At 67.1% G+C, this 16,490-nt stretch carries 17 protein-coding genes; 13 read left to right on the top strand and 4 right to left on the bottom strand.

Features of this window, described 5'->3' with window-relative positions:
- Nucleotides 1–262: 262 nt before the first annotated feature.
- From U5N23_RS30050 to U5N23_RS30035, 4 genes are read left to right on the top strand one after another with little or no spacing between them, the layout of a single operon-like run.
- Nucleotides 263–1,264: a TlyA family RNA methyltransferase gene (locus tag U5N23_RS30050; RefSeq protein WP_322596347.1), complete on the top strand. Its 1,002-nt coding sequence runs from the start codon at nt 263–265 to the stop codon at nt 1,262–1,264.
- Entirely contained in the window at nt 1,261–2,112 is an 852-nt protein-coding gene (metF, locus tag U5N23_RS30045; RefSeq protein WP_322596346.1) for a methylenetetrahydrofolate reductase [NAD(P)H], read from the top strand. The genes U5N23_RS30050 and metF overlap by 4 nt, the downstream gene beginning before the upstream one ends.
- A gap of 52 nt (nt 2,113–2,164) precedes the next feature.
- Complete coding sequence (locus tag U5N23_RS30040; protein ID WP_322596345.1) at nt 2,165–2,776, top strand: hypothetical protein; 612 nt, start codon at nt 2,165–2,167, stop codon at nt 2,774–2,776.
- Entirely contained in the window at nt 2,757–3,458 is a 702-nt protein-coding gene (locus U5N23_RS30035; protein ID WP_322596344.1) for a septal ring lytic transglycosylase RlpA family protein, read from the top strand. Before U5N23_RS30040 ends, U5N23_RS30035 begins: the two co-directional genes overlap by 20 nt.
- A gap of 30 nt (nt 3,459–3,488) precedes the next feature.
- Here the strand turns inward: U5N23_RS30035 and U5N23_RS30030 are convergent, their stop codons facing one another.
- Nucleotides 3,489–4,376 carry a 23S rRNA (adenine(2030)-N(6))-methyltransferase RlmJ gene (locus U5N23_RS30030; protein ID WP_322596343.1) on the bottom strand — a complete coding sequence of 296 codons (888 nt, stop codon included), beginning with the start codon at nt 4,374–4,376 and terminating at the stop codon, nt 3,489–3,491.
- Nucleotides 4,377–4,673: 297 nt separating this feature from the next.
- Between U5N23_RS30030 and U5N23_RS30025 the strand changes: the two genes are divergently transcribed.
- The 7 genes from U5N23_RS30025 to mdtD all read left to right on the top strand — a co-directional run bounded on the left by U5N23_RS30025 (nt 4,674) and on the right by mdtD (nt 10,894).
- Entirely contained in the window at nt 4,674–6,569 is a 1,896-nt protein-coding gene (locus U5N23_RS30025; RefSeq protein ID WP_322596342.1) for a serine/threonine-protein kinase, read from the top strand.
- 205 nt (nt 6,570–6,774) lie between these two features.
- Nucleotides 6,775–7,206, top strand: a complete 432-nt coding sequence (rplM, locus tag U5N23_RS30020) for a 50S ribosomal protein L13 (protein WP_056414298.1) — start codon at nt 6,775–6,777, stop codon at nt 7,204–7,206.
- An 11-nt stretch (nt 7,207–7,217) separates the two neighbouring features.
- Nucleotides 7,218–7,610, top strand: a complete 393-nt coding sequence (rpsI, locus tag U5N23_RS30015) for a 30S ribosomal protein S9 (protein WP_007856955.1) — start codon at nt 7,218–7,220, stop codon at nt 7,608–7,610.
- 91 nt (nt 7,611–7,701) lie between these two features.
- Complete coding sequence (locus U5N23_RS30010; RefSeq protein ID WP_322596341.1) at nt 7,702–8,415, top strand: DUF6776 family protein; 714 nt, start codon at nt 7,702–7,704, stop codon at nt 8,413–8,415.
- A gap of 135 nt (nt 8,416–8,550) precedes the next feature.
- The gene (locus U5N23_RS30005) at nt 8,551–8,976 is read left to right on the top strand and encodes a polymer-forming cytoskeletal protein (RefSeq protein WP_322596340.1); all 426 of its coding nucleotides are present in this window, start codon (nt 8,551–8,553) and stop codon (nt 8,974–8,976) included.
- A gap of 32 nt (nt 8,977–9,008) precedes the next feature.
- Nucleotides 9,009–9,374: an iron-sulfur cluster insertion protein ErpA gene (gene erpA / locus U5N23_RS30000; RefSeq protein WP_007856958.1), complete on the top strand. Its 366-nt coding sequence runs from the start codon at nt 9,009–9,011 to the stop codon at nt 9,372–9,374.
- A gap of 98 nt (nt 9,375–9,472) precedes the next feature.
- Complete coding sequence (mdtD, locus tag U5N23_RS29995) at nt 9,473–10,894, top strand: multidrug transporter subunit MdtD (RefSeq protein WP_322596339.1); 1,422 nt, start codon at nt 9,473–9,475, stop codon at nt 10,892–10,894.
- A gap of 9 nt (nt 10,895–10,903) precedes the next feature.
- Here mdtD and U5N23_RS29990 read toward each other — a convergent pair whose 3' ends face one another.
- Both U5N23_RS29990 and U5N23_RS29985 read right to left on the bottom strand, forming a co-directional pair.
- Complete coding sequence (locus U5N23_RS29990) at nt 10,904–12,013, bottom strand: anhydro-N-acetylmuramic acid kinase (RefSeq protein WP_322596338.1); 1,110 nt, start codon at nt 12,011–12,013, stop codon at nt 10,904–10,906.
- Nucleotides 12,014–12,023: 10 nt separating this feature from the next.
- A complete protein-coding gene (locus U5N23_RS29985) occupies nt 12,024–13,382 on the bottom strand; it encodes a peptidoglycan DD-metalloendopeptidase family protein (protein ID WP_322596337.1) in 1,359 nt (452 codons plus the stop codon).
- A 201-nt stretch (nt 13,383–13,583) separates the two neighbouring features.
- Between U5N23_RS29985 and tyrS the strand changes: the two genes are divergently transcribed.
- A complete protein-coding gene (gene tyrS, locus U5N23_RS29980) occupies nt 13,584–14,816 on the top strand; it encodes a tyrosine--tRNA ligase (protein ID WP_322596336.1) in 1,233 nt (410 codons plus the stop codon).
- Between the two features lie 13 nt (nt 14,817–14,829).
- Here the strand turns inward: tyrS and U5N23_RS29975 are convergent, their stop codons facing one another.
- Complete coding sequence (locus tag U5N23_RS29975) at nt 14,830–15,825, bottom strand: LysR substrate-binding domain-containing protein (protein WP_322596335.1); 996 nt, start codon at nt 15,823–15,825, stop codon at nt 14,830–14,832.
- 128 nt (nt 15,826–15,953) lie between these two features.
- On the opposite strand from U5N23_RS29975, the gene U5N23_RS29970 reads away from it, so the two are divergent.
- Nucleotides 15,954–16,487 (top strand): DUF2917 domain-containing protein, encoded by a 534-nt coding sequence (locus U5N23_RS29970; protein ID WP_322596334.1) that lies wholly within the window; start codon nt 15,954–15,956, stop codon nt 16,485–16,487.
- Nucleotides 16,488–16,490: the final 3 nt, after the last annotated feature.

Raw genomic sequence — 16,490 nt, 5'->3', positions numbered from 1 at the left:
CCGCCCTTGCCCGAGAGGGCAGGGTGCCGGTGGCGGTGAATGCCTTCGTGCCCTCTAGGAGCCTGTCGGACTTGGAAATCGTCGGCTGCAAATCGGCCGCAGCGGCCCGTTTTTCACCGTCTTTTTGCCCCTTGGCCTGGCTATGGGGCTGCAAATCCGGCAAAAACTGTCCTCGCTGGGGCCGATTTTTGCTTTCGACGCTCCAAGTCCGACAGCCCTCCTAGGCCCTGAAATCCATTGCCCTCGGGTGAGAGAGTGACGCATGCGCGCAGATGTTTTTTTGGTGGAGTTCGGCCACGCGACCACGCGGTCGCAGGCGCAGCGCCTGATCGCGGCCGGGGTCGAATGGCGCCTGTCGCCGCTGGCGCCCTGGCAGAAGGTGGCCAAGAACGGTGACGACATCCCGTCGGTGGCCGAGGTGCGGCTGCTCGACGACGCCGAGGCGAAGTACATCTCGCGCGGCGGCCTCAAGCTCGAGGGCGCGCTTGCGGCCACGAAGCTGTCCGCGAAGGGGCTGCGCTGCCTGGACGTGGGCCAGAGCAGCGGTGGCTTCACCGACTGCCTGCTGCAGCAAGGCGCAGCCCAGGTGATCGGCGTGGATGTGGGGCACGGCCAGTTGCATGAGCAGCTGCGCAATGACCTGCGCGTGGTGGCGGTGGAAGGGCTCAATGCCCGCGCCATGACGGCCGAGACGCTTAAGGAAGCCTGCGAGGAAGCCTTGTCCGAGCAGGTGGAAACCGATATCGACGACAACGACACCCAGCCGGTGGCGCCCTATGCCTGGATGCGCAACGGTGGCGAGGTGGACGACGGCTACGACGACAGCGACGATGCCAGGGAGCAGGACGTGGAAGCCTTCAAGGCCGAGCGCGCCGCCAAGGCGCGCGCGCGGGCCGAAGGCACCGTGCGCACGGTGCGCCGCCGCAGGGCCGGGTTGGAACAGGTGGACATCACGCCCATGTTCGATCTGGTCACAGGCGACCTGTCCTTCATCTCGCTGACACTCGTCCTGCCCGCGCTGGTGCCGCTGCTGGCGCCGGATGGGCAGTTGCTGATGCTGGTCAAGCCGCAGTTCGAGCTGCAGCCCGGCCAGGTGGGCAAGGGCGGCATCGTGCGCGACGAATCCCTGTACGCAGTGGTCGAGCAGCGCATCCGTGACTGCTGCGCCGGCCTGGGCCTCACGGTGCAGGCCTGGCTGGACAGCCCCATCAGCGGTGGCGACGGCAACCGCGAATTCTTTGTTTTTGCGAGGAGGGCCGCATGAGTGCAGCCAAGGCGCAGGCCACCGGCTTTCCGGTGAGCCTCGAATTCTTTCCACCCAAGACGCCCGCGGGTGCCGACAAGCTGCGGGCCGAGCGCCAGCACCTGTATGCGCTGAGCCCCGAGTTCTGCTCCGTCACCTACGGTGCGGGCGGCTCCACACAGGAAGGCACTTTCGGCACGGTGCGCGAGATCCTGGCCGAAGGCGTGCCCGCAGCCTCGCATTTCTCGTGCATCGGCGCCACGCGCGAATCGGTGCGCGAGGAATTGGCTCAGCTCAGGGCCATGGGCGTCAAGCGCCTGGTGGCGCTGCGCGGTGACCTGCCCAGCGGCTACGGCGCGGGCGGCGAGTTCCAGTACGCCAGCGACCTGGTGGCCTTCATCCGGGCCGAGACCGGGCGCGACTTTCACATCGAAGTGGCCGCCTATCCCGAGGTGCATCCCCAGGCGCGCTCCCCCGAAGCCGATCTCAAGGCCTACCTGGCCAAGGTGCAGGCGGGCGCGGACGCGGCCATCACCCAGTACTTCTACAACGCCGATTCCTATTTCCGCTTCGTGGACGATGTGCAAGGACGGGGCGCCAGCATTCCGGTGGTGCCCGGCATCATGCCGATCACCAGCTCCACCCAGCTCATGCGTTTTTCGGATGCCTGCGGCGCCGAGATCCCGCGCTGGATCCGCCTGCGCCTGCAGGCTTTCGGGGACGATAGCGCAAGCATCAAGGCCTTCGGCCTCGATGTGGTGACGGATCTGTGCGACCGGCTGCGCAGTGCGGGCGTGCCGGCGCTGCACTTCTACACCATGAACCAGAGCGCTGCGACGCTCGAAATTTGCCGCCGCCTGGTGCTGTAACCGGCGTCCAACGCTAATATTCACACCCTTTGTTTCATTTTTCTGGTGCGCCATGAAGGTTGTATTTGCCGTGATGCTGGTCCTGCTGGGAGGGCTTGGGGCGTCGAGCGCGGGGGCGCAGACGCGCTACCACTGCCGCGATGCCAATGGGAACAACTACTCCCTGACCCGTCCCTGCCTGGCGGGCAGCACCACCCGGACCGTTGAAGCCGGCCCTGCGCAGCCGTCGTACTCCTACAGCCAGTCTTCGCGCTCCACGGTGGTGCGTACGGCGCCCGATGTGCCGGACCACTACAGCTACATGAGCGGGCGCTGCCGCGCGCTGGACGAAAACATCCGCAACGCCTATACGCGCAAGATCGCGCCCGACGTGGTGCAAGGCATGCGCAATGAATACCGCCGCGACTGCGCGCAGGAGGAGCGGGACGCTTCCGATCGCTTCTACCAGGAGCGGCGCGCCGGGGACCGGCAGCGCCGCGAGGAAGAAAGGTCCGCCCAGATGGCAGCCCAGTCGGCCCGTGAAATGGATGCCCGCCAGGCCCAGCAGTGCGCCGAATCGCAGCGCATCCTGAACAACAAGCGTGCCCGCACCGACCTCACGGAAGGCGAGCGCGCGGACCTCAAGCGTTTTGAAGAGGCGTTTCTTGCGCGCTGCAAGCGCTGATCTTGCGCGAGCAATCGCCTGTGCGCTGCTGGGCTGCCTGCTGTGGGGGCCCGCCGCATGGGGCGAGGAAGCCGGGCTGCGCCTGGATGGCGCCACGGGCAGTGGCCTGAAGGCAGCGGTCGACCCTGTCGAGGCCCTTCCATTTCCGGCGGGGCTGGTGGGGACGCAGGGGCCGTCCTACCCCGGCGTGCCGGCGGATGGGGTGGAAATGGACGATGGCGAAGACGACGGCGCCCCGGTGGAGGTGGACGAGGGTCCCCTGGAGACGGGGCTGGCCTCCTGGTACGGGCAGCGCTTTCATCGGCGGCGCACGGCCAGCGGCGAACTGTTCGACATGAATGCCATGACGGCGGCGCACCGCACCCTGGCCTTCGGCACCCGCATCTGCGTGCGGAACCGGGAAACGGGCAAGGGCGTGGTGGTGCGGGTCAATGACCGTGGCCCCCACGTGGCCAACCGCATCGTCGACCTGAGCCGCGGCGCCGCAATGGCCCTGGGGGTTCATGCCCTGGGGCTCAAGGCCGTGGATGTCTTCCCGGTGGGCGGCGATGCCGTCACCTGCCCATCCGTTCCCTTGGACAACCTGCCGCAACGCTTTTCGCTGCCTGCGGCCCAGGCAGCGCCAGCGGCCACCGGTCGCCGCACCCCTGGCGCCTCGCCGCGCCTGCTGCGGTCTCCCTGAGCCTTGTCGCGGCGCGCTGGGGCGTGCCTTCTACCCGCCGGACTCGAGTGTGTGGGTGGCGTTCCGGTCCTGTGCCAGCAGTTCGGTCATCTGGGGCAGCGCATCCTTGAGCGCGGCCTTGAGCGTGAAGGGCGGGTTGATCAGGAACATGCCGCTGGCCGGCAGGCCAGGGCGCTTGACATCGCCGGCGGCGGTTTCGGTCATCTTGCTGGACTTGACGGTCAGCGTGGCATGCAGCCAGCTTTTCCCCGCCTTGGTGGCCAGGGTCTTCAGGCGGCGCGGCAGGTCATGGGCCTCGGGGCGCGGGATGATCGGGTACCAGAAGGCATAGGTGCCGGTGGCGAAGCGCTTGAGCGAATCCGCCGCCATATCGAGCACCTTGCCGTAGTCGCTTTTCATCTCGTAGCTCGGGTCGCACAGCACCAGCGCGCGCCGGGCTGGCGGGGGCAGGAATTTCTTGATGCCCTCGAATCCGTCCTCGTGCAGCACCGCCACCTGGCGGCCGGCTTCGAGTTGGGCCACGTTGCCGGCCAGCGCGCGCAGGTCGGTCGGGTGCAGCTCGAACAGCTTGAGCTTGTCATGGTCGCGCAGCAGGCGCTGGATGATGAACGGCGAGCCCGGGTAGACGCGCGTGGCCGCGCCCTGGTTGAAGGCGCGCACCAGGTCCACATAGGCCTGCAGCGCGGGTTGGAGCGCAGGCGCCCCGGGTGCGACCAGCCGGGCGATGCCGTCGGCCGATTCGGCGCTGGTGTTGGCGTAGTCGCCATCGAGCCGGTACAGGCCTGCACCCGCATGGGTGTCCAGCACGGTCAGGGCCGCGTCTTTCTCGACAAGGTGTTGCAGGGCAGCAATCAGCACCGTGTGCTTGAGCACATCGGCGTGGTTGCCTGCATGGAAGGCGTGGCGGTAACTGAACATGCCCCAATGGTAACGAGTGTCGGCCCCCGGCCCGATATTTCGGAGGCTGCGGCCCGATCAGACGGCACCCCACCCGTCAATCAGGGCTTTCAGCCGCCACAGGTGGCACGGACAATGCAGGACAGGGCAGAATTGCGTGCTGGGAGGCTCCTGTGTGACGTTTTTGGCAGGTAAGTGGCTTTTTGTTTCATTGCCGCCGGCGGTCATGCATCATGATCGCTGGTGCCGCGGGACGGCCCCTCGCAGCAGTTTTCCGACCGCCGTCCCCCCGGCCACTCCGCCCAGCTTTTTCGCACAATGACCGAAACCTCTGTTCCTGCTCCTGCCAGTGCCGTCAGCCATGTGGACGCGCTGCCGCCTGGAACGCGGCTGGCCGAGTTCGAGATCCTGGCGCTGCTGGGCGTGGGCGGTTTCGGCATGGTCTACAAGGCCTTCGACCATTCGCTGCACCGTGCCGTGGCCATCAAGGAATACATGCCCTCGGCACTGGCCGGGCGTGCCCAGGGCCAGTCGCTGTGGGTGCGCTCATCGTCCGACCAGCAGACCTTCCACGCCGGCCTCGAATCGTTCGTGGGCGAAGCCCGCCTGCTGGCGCAGTTCGACCACCCCTCGCTGGTCAAGGTGTTCCGCTTCTGGGAGGCCAACAACACTGCCTACATGGTCATGCCCCTGTACTCGGGCATGACCTTCAAGCAGGCGCGCGCCCAGATGCGCACGCCGCCCACCGAGGAGTGGCTGCGCAAGCTGCTGTGGTCGGTGCTCGGGGCCTTGCGCGTGCTGCACGACGGCAAGACCCTGCACCGCGACATCTCGCCCGACAACATCTTTCTGCAGGACAGCGGCCCGCCCGTGCTGCTGGACCTGGGCGCCGCGCGCCACGCGATCAACGACAAGGACCACAAGCACACGGCCGTGCTCAAGGTGAACTACGCGCCCATCGAGCAGTATTCCGAAGGGGACGACGACCTGCGCCAAGGGCCCTGGAGCGACCTGTACTCGCTGGCAGCGGTAATGCATGGCTGCCTGTGCAACGACACGCCGCTGCCGGCCACGCTGCGCTCCATCAAGGACCGCATGGTGCCGTTCTCGCGCGTGGCCAAGACCGTCAAGAAGCAATTGGGCGTCGAGTATTCGCCGGCATTCGTTTCCGCAGTTTCGCAGGCGCTGTCGCTCAAGCCGGAAGACCGGCCCCAGAGCATCGACGCCTTCCTGCAATTGATGGAGATGACTGCCGCGCCGGAGGGCGTGGAGCATTTCGACTTCCGCGCCGATCTGGGTGACATCTGGGTGGAGCCTGCCGACCAACCCGGCCCGGGCCTGCTGGTTCCGACGGTGGATGTGACGGCAGCCCCCGCCATCGTGGCCGAAATAGCCGTCCAGACGAACAAGGCGCTGGAGGCCGCGGGCGGGGACGCTGCTGCCGACGGGTACCCCGATACGGTGCAGAGGGGCGTGGCCGACACCGTCTTCATGGACCCTGCGGACACAGAGGTCCTGGTGACTGCCGACCATGACCGCAAGGCGGCGCGCCATGGCCGCGGTGAGTCCAGCGGTGCCGCCGGCCGGGTGCGCGCGGCCCTCACCGAATCCGAGCGGGCCGCCGCTGCGCTGTCGGCGCGTGCCGAGCAACCCTCGCGGCGCTTGCCGGTGTGGATGGTGCTCGGCGTGTCCGGGCTGGCCGTGGCGGCTGCCGGGGTCTGGTGGTCGCAAGGCAATGGCCGTAAGGCCACGCCTGCAGACGACATCATCACCGAGATGGCCGAGCCAGCGTCCGTGGCGTCCGAGGCAGTGGCCGTGGTGGTGCCGGCATCGGAGCCTGCCGAGGTGGTGGCCAGCGCGTCTTCGGAGGCCACGCCGGGGACCATCGCCGACGCCGCGTCGGCTCCGGTGCTTGCCAAGCCGGCGCCGAGACCGAAGCGCGTCGTGGCCTCCGAGCCGCCGCCCGCCCCCGTCGTGGTCCAGGAGGAGCCACCACCGCCACCGCCACCACCGCCACCACCGGTGGAGCGCCCCCGTCCTGCGCCGGTGCGCGTGCCATCGCCCCAGGAGGCATGTGCCGACGCCAGCTTCCTGGCGCGCCCGATGTGCATCCACAACGAATGCCAGAAGCCGTCCCAGATGGGATCCGCCATTTGCGTGGAGAACAAGCGCCGCTACGAGGCCGAAGAGGCACGCCGTCGCCAGTCCCCCTGACGCGATGCGCCCGGCGTGCGGGGGGGACATGCGAGGTTTTTACCCGGCATGGCTTGCGCCCGATGCCCGGTAATTCGTATAATCGAGGGCTTCGCAGCGCTTTTGTGGTCCCGCGGCGAAGATCAAGTGCCACCTAAGAGGCTTCCTTCAGAGAAGCACCGACCGTGGAAAAGGACCCGCCAAACCCTCTTTCGAAGAGAAACTCATGACTACTACTTTCAGCGCCAAGCCCGCTGAGGTCGTGCACGAGTGGTTTGTGATTGACGCGACCGACAAGGTCCTCGGACGAGTAGCCAGCGAAGTTGCTCTCCGTTTGCGCGGCAAACACAAGGCCATTTACACGCCTCACGTCGATACCGGTGACTTCATCGTCATCATCAACGCCGCCCAGCTCAAGGTCACCGGCACCAAGTCCCTGGACAAGGTGTACTACCGCCACTCGGGTTACCCCGGCGGTATCACGGCCACGAACTTCCGCGACATGCAAGCCAAGCACCCCGGCCGCGCGCTGGAGAAGGCTGTCAAGGGCATGCTGCCCAAGGGTCCCCTTGGCTACGCGATGATCAAGAAACTCAAGGTGTATGGCGGTGCAGAGCATCCCCACACCGCCCAGCAGCCCAAGGCGCTGGAAATCTAAGGAGCCTTGAGATGATTGGTGAATGGAACAATGGCACCGGCCGTCGCAAGTCCAGCGTCGCCCGCGTGTTTCTGAAAAAAGGCACTGGCAAGATCACGGTGAACGGCAAGGACATCCAGTCCTACTTCGGCCGCGAAACCTCGATCATGATCGCCAAGCAACCGCTCGCACTGACCAACCATGTCGAAACCTTCGACATCCAGATCAATGTGCACGGTGGCGGTGAATCCGGCCAGGCCGGCGCTGCCCGCCACGGCATCACCCGCGCCCTGATCGACTACGACGCGACGCTCAAGCCCGCACTGAGCCAAGCCGGCTTCGTGACGCGCGACGCCCGCGAAGTGGAACGCAAGAAGGTCGGTCTGCACTCCGCACGCCGCGCCAAGCAGTTCTCCAAGCGTTAAGCCTGGGCTGCCTTGCAAAAAAACCGCCTTCGGGCGGTTTTTTCGTTTATGGTGCGCTCTTTGTTTTTGAGTACCGGATTCCCGCCTTTCCATGCGTTTGCGACTTCTTCGCCGCCGATTGACCATCAGTGCCCCGCGCGTGGCCATTCGCAGTGCCATGCCCTGGCCGGTGCGCTGGCTGCTGCTGGCGGTGGTCTTCGGGCTGTGTGCCGCCGTGGCGCTGTGGGCGTTCGAGTTCGGCAAATCCATTGCGGGGCTCGAATCCGGTGCGCGCGAGGAGCTGGTGCGGCTGCGCGGCGAGGTGGCTCGGCTGGTGGAGGAAACCCAGCGCCAGCATGCCGTCTCGCAGACGGCCGAGAGCCTTCTCACGGCCGACCGGGCCACGCTGCAGACCCTGATGGCCCAGGTGCGGCAGCTCGAGGCCGAGAACCGCACGCTGCGTGAAGACCTCGGATTCTTCGAGCGGCTCATACCGGCGGGCTCGACGGAAGGCGTGGCCATCCGCGGTCTGCATGCCGAAATCGTGGGGGGCATGCAGTTGCGCTGGCAGGTGCTGGTGATCCAGGCCGCGCGCAATGCCCCCGAGTTCAATGGCAAGCTGGAACTGGTGCTGGCCGGCACGCAGGACGGCAAGCCCTGGACCCAGGCATTCCCCCAGAGCGCAGCCCTGCAGCTGCGCCAGTACCGGCGGCTGGAGGGGATGTTGACCCTGCCGCCCGATGCCGTGGTAAAAACCGTGACCGCGCGGGTGCTGGACGGCAGCAACCTGCGCACCTCCCAGACCATGGCCCTGGCGGCTGAGTAGCCGCAGCCCGCCGCCACCTTGTGCGCGCTGCGGGCAGCAAGCCAGGGCCCTGCCTTTCTTTTTTGACGCGGATGGACCGCTTGCCGGCGCCCCTGGCGCGCGCGGACCGCCGTCCCTGACCCAGGAGTTTTGCCCATGTTTTCCCGAAAGAAGCAGCCCCCGATCAAAAGTCTGGTGGCCCATGGCACCCGCATCGACGGCAATGTGCTGTTCGGCGAGGGGATGCGTGTCGATGGCGAGGTGGTGGGTGACATCCGCTCCGGCACCGAGCAGCCCAGCATCCTGGTGATCTCCGAGTCGGCCCGGGTCGAGGGGGCGGTGCATGCCGACCACGTGATCGTCAACGGCTCGGTGACGGGCCCGGTGCATGCGGCGGAGTTGCTGGAACTGCAGCCCAAGGCGCGCATCACCGGCAACGTGCACTACAAGGCGCTGGAGATGCACCAGGGCGCCATGATCACCGGCCAGATGTGCCCGCTGGCGGTGGTGGCCGATGAAAAGCCCCCACTGCAGTTGCCGTCAAAGGCGGCAGCCCCTGAATCCCCGACTGCTTTGCAGTAGTATTGGTTCCAAACCTGATAACGGAGCCCCCCATGAGCGCAGTTGCCGAGAACATCCAGACCGAAATGCCCGCCCCCATCCTGTTCACCGACAGTGCGGCAGCGAAGGTGGCGGACCTGATCGCGGAAGAAGGCAATCCGGACCTCAAGCTGCGCGTCTTCGTGCAGGGCGGCGGCTGCTCGGGCTTCCAGTACGGCTTCACGTTCGACGAAATCACGAACGACGACGACACCACCATGACCAAGAATGGCGTCTCGCTGCTGATCGACGCCATGAGCTACCAGTACCTGGTCGGTGCCGAGATCGACTACAAGGAAGACCTGCAAGGCGCCCAGTTCGTGATCAAGAACCCGAACGCCACCACCACCTGCGGCTGCGGCTCCAGCTTCTCGGCCTGAAGAAGCCGGGCCGTGTCCACGGCCCCGGTTGATAGCGCAAGCCGCCTTCGGGCGGCTTTTCATTTGGGGCTCCCGATTTCTCCATAGTCTGGCAGCGCATGCAGCAAGAACAATCCCGCAAGGTCCTCCTGTGGCTGGTGGCCATCGGCTTCTTCATGCAGACGCTGGACGCCACCATCGTCAACACCGCGCTGCCGGCCATGGCGCGCAGCCTGGGCGAAAGCCCGCTGCAGATGCAGTCGGTGGTGGTGGCCTACTCGCTGGCCATGGCCATGTTGATCCCGGCTTCGGGTTGGTTGGCCGACCGTTTCGGTTCGCGCCGCGTCTTCCTTTCGGCCATCGTGCTGTTCGTGCTGGGCTCGGTGTGCTGCGCGATGGCCCAGAACCTTGCCCAACTGGTGACGGCGCGCGTGGTGCAGGGCCTGGGCGGGGCGCTGCTGATGCCCGTGGGCCGGCTGGTGGTGCTGCGCACCTTCCCGCGCGAGCAGTTCCTGCAGGCCATGAGCTTCGTGGCCATCCCGGGGCTCATCGGCCCGCTGATCGGCCCCACGCTGGGGGGCTGGCTGGTGGAGGCAGCCTCCTGGCACTGGATCTTCCTGATCAACGTACCGGTGGGGCTGGTGGGTTGCATCGCCACGCTGCGCTTCATGCCTGGCGAACCAGTGACCTTCGTGCCCCGTTTCGACCTGGCGGGGTATCTGATGCTGGCCTTCGGCATGGTGTCGCTCTCGCTGGCGCTGGACGGCCTGGCGAGCATGGGGCTGCGCCAGGCCAGTGTGCTGGTGCTCATGGTCTTCGGACTGGCCAGCCTGGTGGCCTACTGGCTGCACGCGGCCCGGCGTGCCGACCCGCTGTTCTCGCCGCAGCTGTTTTCCGTCGACACGCTGCGCATCGGCCTGCTGGGCAACCTGTTCTCGCGCCTGGGCAGTTCCTGCATGCCCTTCCTGATCCCGTTGCTGCTGCAGGTCACCATGGGCTATTCGCCCCTGCAGGCCGGCATGATGATGCTGCCCGTGGCGATTGCCGGCATGTCCATGAAGCGTTTCACCACGCCGCTGATCACCCGCTTCGGCTACCGGCAGGTGCTGGTGGGCAACACCCTGCTGGTGGGCCTGACCATGGCCAGCTTTGGCCTGGCCGATCCATCCCAGCCGCTGTGGGCACGTGTGCTGCAACTGGCGGTCTTCGGGGCCGTGAACTCCCTGCAGTTCACGGCCATGAACACGGTGACCCTCAAGGACCTGGGCCATGCCAATGCGAGCAGCGGCAACAGCCTGTTGTCCATGGTGCAGATGGTCGCCATGGGCATGGGCGTGGCGGCTGCGGGCGCGGTGCTGGCGGCGTTCACCGCCTTCTTCCAGCCGCCAGGCGCAGCGCACACGCTCTCGGCCTTCCAGGCCACGTTTGCCTGCATGGGGCTGATGACGGTGGCTTCGGCCGGCATCTTCTGGCAGCTTTCGCCCGAGGACCGGGCCAGCAGCAAGGCAGCGGCCACGGCCGACGCCGCCGACCACGGCTGACTGGGTGGCTCAGGCCGGGTGGATGGCACCCAGCACGCGGCCCCCGGCAGCGCCGGTGACACCGGGCAGGTTGCCTGGCTGGCCCAGCATGGCCTGGCGCGCCAGCCACGCGAAAGCCGCCGCCTCCACCTGCAGGGCGGGCAGGCCCAGGGCATCGGTGGCGATCACCTGCAGGGCAGGGCAGGCGGCCTGCAGCCGTGCCATCAGATGGGCATTGAGCGCGCCGCCACCGCAGACCGCCAGGGTCCTGGCGCCCGCAGCATGGCGCCTGGCATCGTCGGCGCATGCCAGCGCTGTGAACTCCGTGAGCGTGGCCTGCACGTCCTGGAGGGGGGCGCCCTGGAAGGCCTCCAGGCGGTTGGCCAGCCAGGCGGGGTTGAACAGGTCACGCCCCGTGCTCTTGGGTGGGGGCTTGTGCAGGAAGGGCTCCTGGCGCAACAGGGCCAGCAACTCGGGCAGCACCTGGCCGCTGGCAGCCCAGGCACCTGCGGCGTCGAACGCCTGGCCGGTGTGCAACTGGCACCAGTGGTCCATCAGCGCATTGCCGGGGCCGCAATCGAAGCCCCGGACCTGGCCGTCGGCACCCAGCACGCTCAGGTTGGAGATGCCGCCGATGTTGAGCACCAGCACGGTCTCGCCCTGGCGGCCGAACACGCCCTGGTGGAATGCGGGCACCAGGGGCGCGCCCTGGCCGCCCGCAGCCAGGTCGCGGCTGCGAAAGTCTGCCACCACGGCGATGCCGGTATGCTCGGTCAGCAGCGAGGGGTTGTTCAGCTGCAGCGTGTAGCCGGTGCCATCGAACTCCTGCGGGCGGTGGCGCACGGTCTGGCCGTGGGCGCCGATGGCGCGAATGGACTGGGACGCCAGCCCGCTGCTCTCCAGCAAGGTCTGCACCACGCCGGCATAGGCGCGGGCCAGGGCATTGCCCGCCAGGGCGGCGCGGTGCAGCTCATCGCTGCCGGGGGTGTTGAGGGCCAGAAGTTCCGCGCGCAGCGCGGGCGCGAAAGGCGCGCTGGCATGGTGGGTCACCGCCATGCGGCCATCGGTGAAATCCGCCAGCACCCCGTCGATGCCGTCGAGCGAGGTGCCTGACATCAGGCCGATGTACAGCTCGGACATGGCCGAGGGTTTATTCCGCGCTGGCCTGTTCGATCAGGGCGGCTGCGGACAGCTGGATGCGCATGGCGGAGGCCAGGCGCTCGAAGGCCGGGCGAGCGGCCTTGGACACCGGTGCTGCGGCTTCGCTCGCGGCCACGATGGTCTGAGGATCCTGGTGCTGGCCATTGACGCGGAATTCGAAGTGCAGGTGCGGGCCGGTGGCCCAGCCCGTGGAACCCACGGCACCCAGGGTCTGGCCCTGTTCCACCGACTGGCCCTGGCGCACGTCGATGCGGCTCAGGTGGGCGTACACGGTGACATGCTGGTTGCGGTGCTTGACGAAGACCACGTTGCCGAAACCGTTCTGCACGCCGGAGAACTCCACCACGCCGTCACCCACGGTGCGCACCGGCGTGCCCGTGGGGGCTGCGAAGTCGGTACCCAGGTGAGCGCGCCAGGTCTTCAGGATGGGGTGCATGCGCATCTTGAAGCCGCTGGTCACGCGGGAGAACTCCACGGGGGAGGTCAGGTAGGCGCGGCGCATGCTTTCGCCGTCCAGCGTGTAGTAGGCGCCCTTGGATGCGCCGGCTTCCTGGAACCAGATGGCCTGGTGGGTCTTTGTGTTGTTGACGAATTCGGCGCTCAGCACGCGGCCGCTGCTCAGTGGCTCGCCGTCGGCTTCGAGGGTTTCGTAGACCACCGAGAAACGGTCGCCCTTGCGCAGCGAGCGGCGAAAGTCGATGTTGCCCGAGAACAGCTCGGCCATCTGCACGGCCACGGCGTCGGGGATGTTGGAGGCGTCGGTCGCTGCGAACAGCGAGCTGTTGATCACGCCACCGGCCAGGCGGCTGCTGGTCGTCAGCTTGGCGGTCTCGATGCGCGAGCTGAATTTCTCGCCCGTGCGCTCCACGATCAGGCGGCGGAAGTTGCCGCTGTCGTCGGGCACCCAGCGGGCGGTCAGGCGCACCAGGCGGTGGTCATCGGTGGTCTCGGCCGACACGAAACGGCCGGTGCGGCCCAGCATGTTCTGGCGCACCATGTTGTCGCCGCGCAGGAAGGCGGCGGCGGCCGGGTCGGCCACGCCCATGCGCTGCAGCAGCGATTCAGGGGTGTCGCTGCTGCGCACCTGTTCGGAGCGGAACAGCGAGAAGCCGGGCGCATCGAACTGGCCCAGCACCAGGTTCTCGGCCAGCGACTCCACCGGGTAGTTCACCATGCGCACCGGCATGTCGGCGGGATCGGGAGCAAACGATGCGACCGCAAAAGCGCCGCCGCCGCCCGTGAGCAGCAATGCTGCAACGGCGGCGGTGACGCGTTTGGGGTGTTGTTGGATGCTCTGGGACAGTCGGTCTAGCAAAGCCGCGCTGGCGGTGGTCAAGCCGTGAATCAAAGGTCTATCCCCAGTGTGAGAGTGATCTCCTGGCACTTCCCCGGCGTGAATGCGGGGCAAGGCAAGGCGCACAGACTGTCTGTTTGCAGCGATTCGACAGGGCCCAGGGCGGGTCGAAACAGCGGGCCCATTAGAATCCGCCTCTGCAATGTGGGCTGGAGTATAGCGGTGCGCGCTGTATAGACATCCCAAAAAACCCTTATGAATCAATCTGCTGTTACAACGATGCCGGTTTCCGATGGTGTAGGACGGGCGCTTGAAATCTCGCTGCGCGGTGTGCAAGAGCTGCTGCCCCAGGACGAATGGGTCAAGAAACTGGCGCGCTCGGAGGCCACGGGCACGCCCTTGCGCATCAAGCTGGGCCTGGATCCCACAGCCCCGGACATCCACATCGGCCACACCGTGGTGCTCAACAAGATGCGGCAATTGCAAGATCTGGGCCACCAGGTGATCTTCCTGATCGGGGATTTCACCAGCCTGATCGGCGACCCCTCGGGCCGCAACAGCACGCGCCCGCCGCTCACGCCCGAGCAGATCAAGGCCAACGCAGAAACCTACTACCGCCAGGCCAGCCTGGTGCTGGACCCGGCCCGCACCGAGATCCGCTACAACAGCGAGTGGAGCGAGCCCCTGGGTGCCAGCGGCATGATCCAGCTGGCCGCCAAGTACACCGTGGCACGCATGATGGAGCGCGACGACTTCCACAAGCGCTTCACCACCGGCCAGTCCATTTCGGTGCACGAGTTCCTGTACCCGCTGATGCAGGGCTACGACTCCGTGGCCTTGAAGAGCGACCTCGAGCTCGGTGGCACGGACCAGAAGTTCAACCTGCTCATGGGTCGGCACCTGCAGCAGGAATATGGCCAGGAGCCGCAGTGCGTGCTCACCATGCCGCTGCTGGTGGGCCTGGACGGCGTGGACAAGATGTCCAAGTCCAAGAACAACTACATCGGCATCGCCGAAGAGCCCAACACCATGTTCGCCAAGGTGCTGTCGATCTCCGACACGCTGATGTGGGACTGGTACACCCTGCTGTCCTTTTTGTCGCTCGAACAGATCGCGGCGCTCAAGGCCGAAGTGGCGGGCGGGCGCAACCCCAAGGACGCCAAGGTCATGCTGGCCAAGGAGATCACCACGCGCTTTCACAGCGCGGCGGCGGCCGAGGCGGCCGAGCAGGACTTCCACAACCGCAGCAAGGGCGGCGTGCCCGATGAGATCCCGGACGTCAGCCTGTCCGGCGCCCCGCTGGGCATCGGTGCGTTGCTCAAGGGCGCCAACCTGGCCCCTTCCAGCAGCGAAGCCGGCCGCCTGATCGATGGCGGCGGCGTGCGCGTGGACGGCACCGTCATCAGCGACAAGGGCCTCAAGCTCGAAGCGGGCACCTATGTGGTGCAGGTGGGCAAGCGCAAGTTCGCGCGCGTCGTACTCGGCTGACTCTCTCAGCCTCTCAGTCAAAGTCGTCGACGGTGTCCGGGTCGGGCACGTCGCCCACCGCTTCGCGCGTGGCCTTGGCCTGGATCTCCAGCCAGGCGCAGAAGGCCTTGATCTCCGGGCGGTGCCCGCTGCGCGGCCCCACCAGCAGCCAGTAGGCCAGCGGGGAGTCGAGCCGGTGGTTGGGCAGCAGCTCCACCAGGTCGCCTGCGGCCAGTGCATCGGCGATCAGCGGCATGCGTGCCAGCGCCAGGCCCTGGCCGCTCAGGGCGGCCTGCACGATCTGGTGGGCGTAGTTGAAGTACAGCCAGCGCTGCGGCTGCAGCTTGGGCTGGCCCTGGTTCTCGAACCAGCGCTGCCAGCTGAGCCATTCCAGGTGCTGGCTGCGGTGCGCATCGCCGGCCTCGATCAGCGTGAATTGGGCCACGTCGGCCGGTGTGCGCACGGGCGGGCTGCTCTTGATGAGCCAGGGGCTGGCGACGATGGCCAGTTGCTCGCCGCACAGGCGCACGGCGCCGCGGGGCATGCTGCTGGGCAGGCTGTAGCGCAGGGCCAGGTCCACGTCCGAGGTTTCCAGGTCCACGGGCACGTCGGTGGCGTCGATGCGGATGTCGATGCCCGGGTTGTCGCGCTGGAACTCTTCCATGCGCGGAATCAGCCACATCGATGCAAAGCTGGCCCAGGTGGTGATGGCCACGCTGCGCCGCCCTGCGGTCTGGCGCACCAGGCGCACGGATGCATCCATGCGGTCCAGCGCCGGTGCGATGGCGCGCTGCAACTGCGCGCCGGCACTCGTGAGCTCCACCGCACGCGTGTGGCGCAGGAACAGGGGCACACCCACCTCGTCCTCCAGCGACTGGATCTGGCGGCTCACGGCCGATTGGGTGAGCGCCATTTCATCGGCTGCCGCGCGGAAGTTCAGGTGCCTGGCCACCGCCAGGAAGGCACGCCAGTGGCCCACGGAAACAGGGCGGGTGCGCGAGAGGGCGGGTGTGGGCTCGGCGTTGGGCATGGTGTCCGTTCAAATTAATTCATGCGCTGATGGCATCAATAGCGTACTGCGTTTTCATTGGACCGCAGGCCGCTCAAGGCGGATCATCCAGGCTCTACAACGTTTTTTCAAGCACCAAGGAGCCCACCATGCCGTCCCGTACCGTTCTGGAATCGCAACAATCCGCCATTGCCCCCACGGCCGGCCGCGTGTTGGCCGGAAGCTGGAAGCTGGACGCGGGCCGCGCCATCACGCTGAACCCGCGTGAGCGCAGTGTGCTGGAAATCTCGCAGGGCCGGGTGTGGTTGTCGGTGGGCGCAAGGCCCGGCCAACCCGACCAGGCCACCGAGGACATCGTGCTGCTCCAGGGGCAGGAGCTGGTCATCGAAGCTGGCCAGCGGGTGGTGATGGAGTCGTGGTACCTGCGTGGCGGGGCGCCCAGTGCGGTGGCCTTCTGCTGGGACCGTGCGCCCGTCGCCACCCTGGTGGCCGATGCGGCGGTGGATTGGGAACTGGGCGTGGCGCAACCGCTGCGTGACCTGGTCTGTGCGCTCGGCCAGGGCGGGCGTGCCGTGGGTGCGGCGGTGGCCGCGACCCTGGGTGCCAGCGGTCGGCTGGTCGCCGGCCTGGTGCGGTTTGCTCTGCATCGGATAGCACCCCAGCGAGTGCGCATGCACGCCTGAAAG

Source organism: Acidovorax sp. (assembly GCF_034519795.1).
In the GTDB taxonomy this organism is placed as follows: Bacteria; Pseudomonadota; Gammaproteobacteria; order Burkholderiales; family Burkholderiaceae_C; genus Acidovorax.
The sequence above is the reverse complement of the archived record's forward strand: the minus strand, read 5'-3'. Positions and strand labels throughout refer to the sequence as shown.

Coding starts and splice junctions, on each gene's coding strand:
- U5N23_RS30050 (WP_322596347.1), top strand. CDS start 263: ATGCGCGCAGATGTTTTTTTGGTGGAGTTCGGCCACGCGACCACGCGG.
- metF (WP_322596346.1), top strand. CDS start 1,261: ATGAGTGCAGCCAAGGCGCAGGCCACCGGCTTTCCGGTGAGCCTCGAA.
- U5N23_RS30040 (WP_322596345.1), top strand. CDS start 2,165: ATGAAGGTTGTATTTGCCGTGATGCTGGTCCTGCTGGGAGGGCTTGGG.
- U5N23_RS30030 (WP_322596343.1), bottom strand. CDS start 4,376: ATGTTCAGTTACCGCCACGCCTTCCATGCAGGCAACCACGCCGATGTG.
- U5N23_RS30025 (WP_322596342.1), top strand. CDS start 4,674: ATGACCGAAACCTCTGTTCCTGCTCCTGCCAGTGCCGTCAGCCATGTG.
- rplM (WP_056414298.1), top strand. CDS start 6,775: ATGACTACTACTTTCAGCGCCAAGCCCGCTGAGGTCGTGCACGAGTGG.
- rpsI (WP_007856955.1), top strand. CDS start 7,218: ATGATTGGTGAATGGAACAATGGCACCGGCCGTCGCAAGTCCAGCGTC.
- U5N23_RS30010 (WP_322596341.1), top strand. CDS start 7,702: ATGCGTTTGCGACTTCTTCGCCGCCGATTGACCATCAGTGCCCCGCGC.
- U5N23_RS30005 (WP_322596340.1), top strand. CDS start 8,551: ATGTTTTCCCGAAAGAAGCAGCCCCCGATCAAAAGTCTGGTGGCCCAT.
- erpA (WP_007856958.1), top strand. CDS start 9,009: ATGAGCGCAGTTGCCGAGAACATCCAGACCGAAATGCCCGCCCCCATC.
- mdtD (WP_322596339.1), top strand. CDS start 9,473: ATGCAGCAAGAACAATCCCGCAAGGTCCTCCTGTGGCTGGTGGCCATC.
- U5N23_RS29990 (WP_322596338.1), bottom strand. CDS start 12,013: ATGTCCGAGCTGTACATCGGCCTGATGTCAGGCACCTCGCTCGACGGC.
- tyrS (WP_322596336.1), top strand. CDS start 13,584: ATGAATCAATCTGCTGTTACAACGATGCCGGTTTCCGATGGTGTAGGA.
- U5N23_RS29975 (WP_322596335.1), bottom strand. CDS start 15,825: ATGCCCAACGCCGAGCCCACACCCGCCCTCTCGCGCACCCGCCCTGTT.
- U5N23_RS29970 (WP_322596334.1), top strand. CDS start 15,954: ATGCCGTCCCGTACCGTTCTGGAATCGCAACAATCCGCCATTGCCCCC.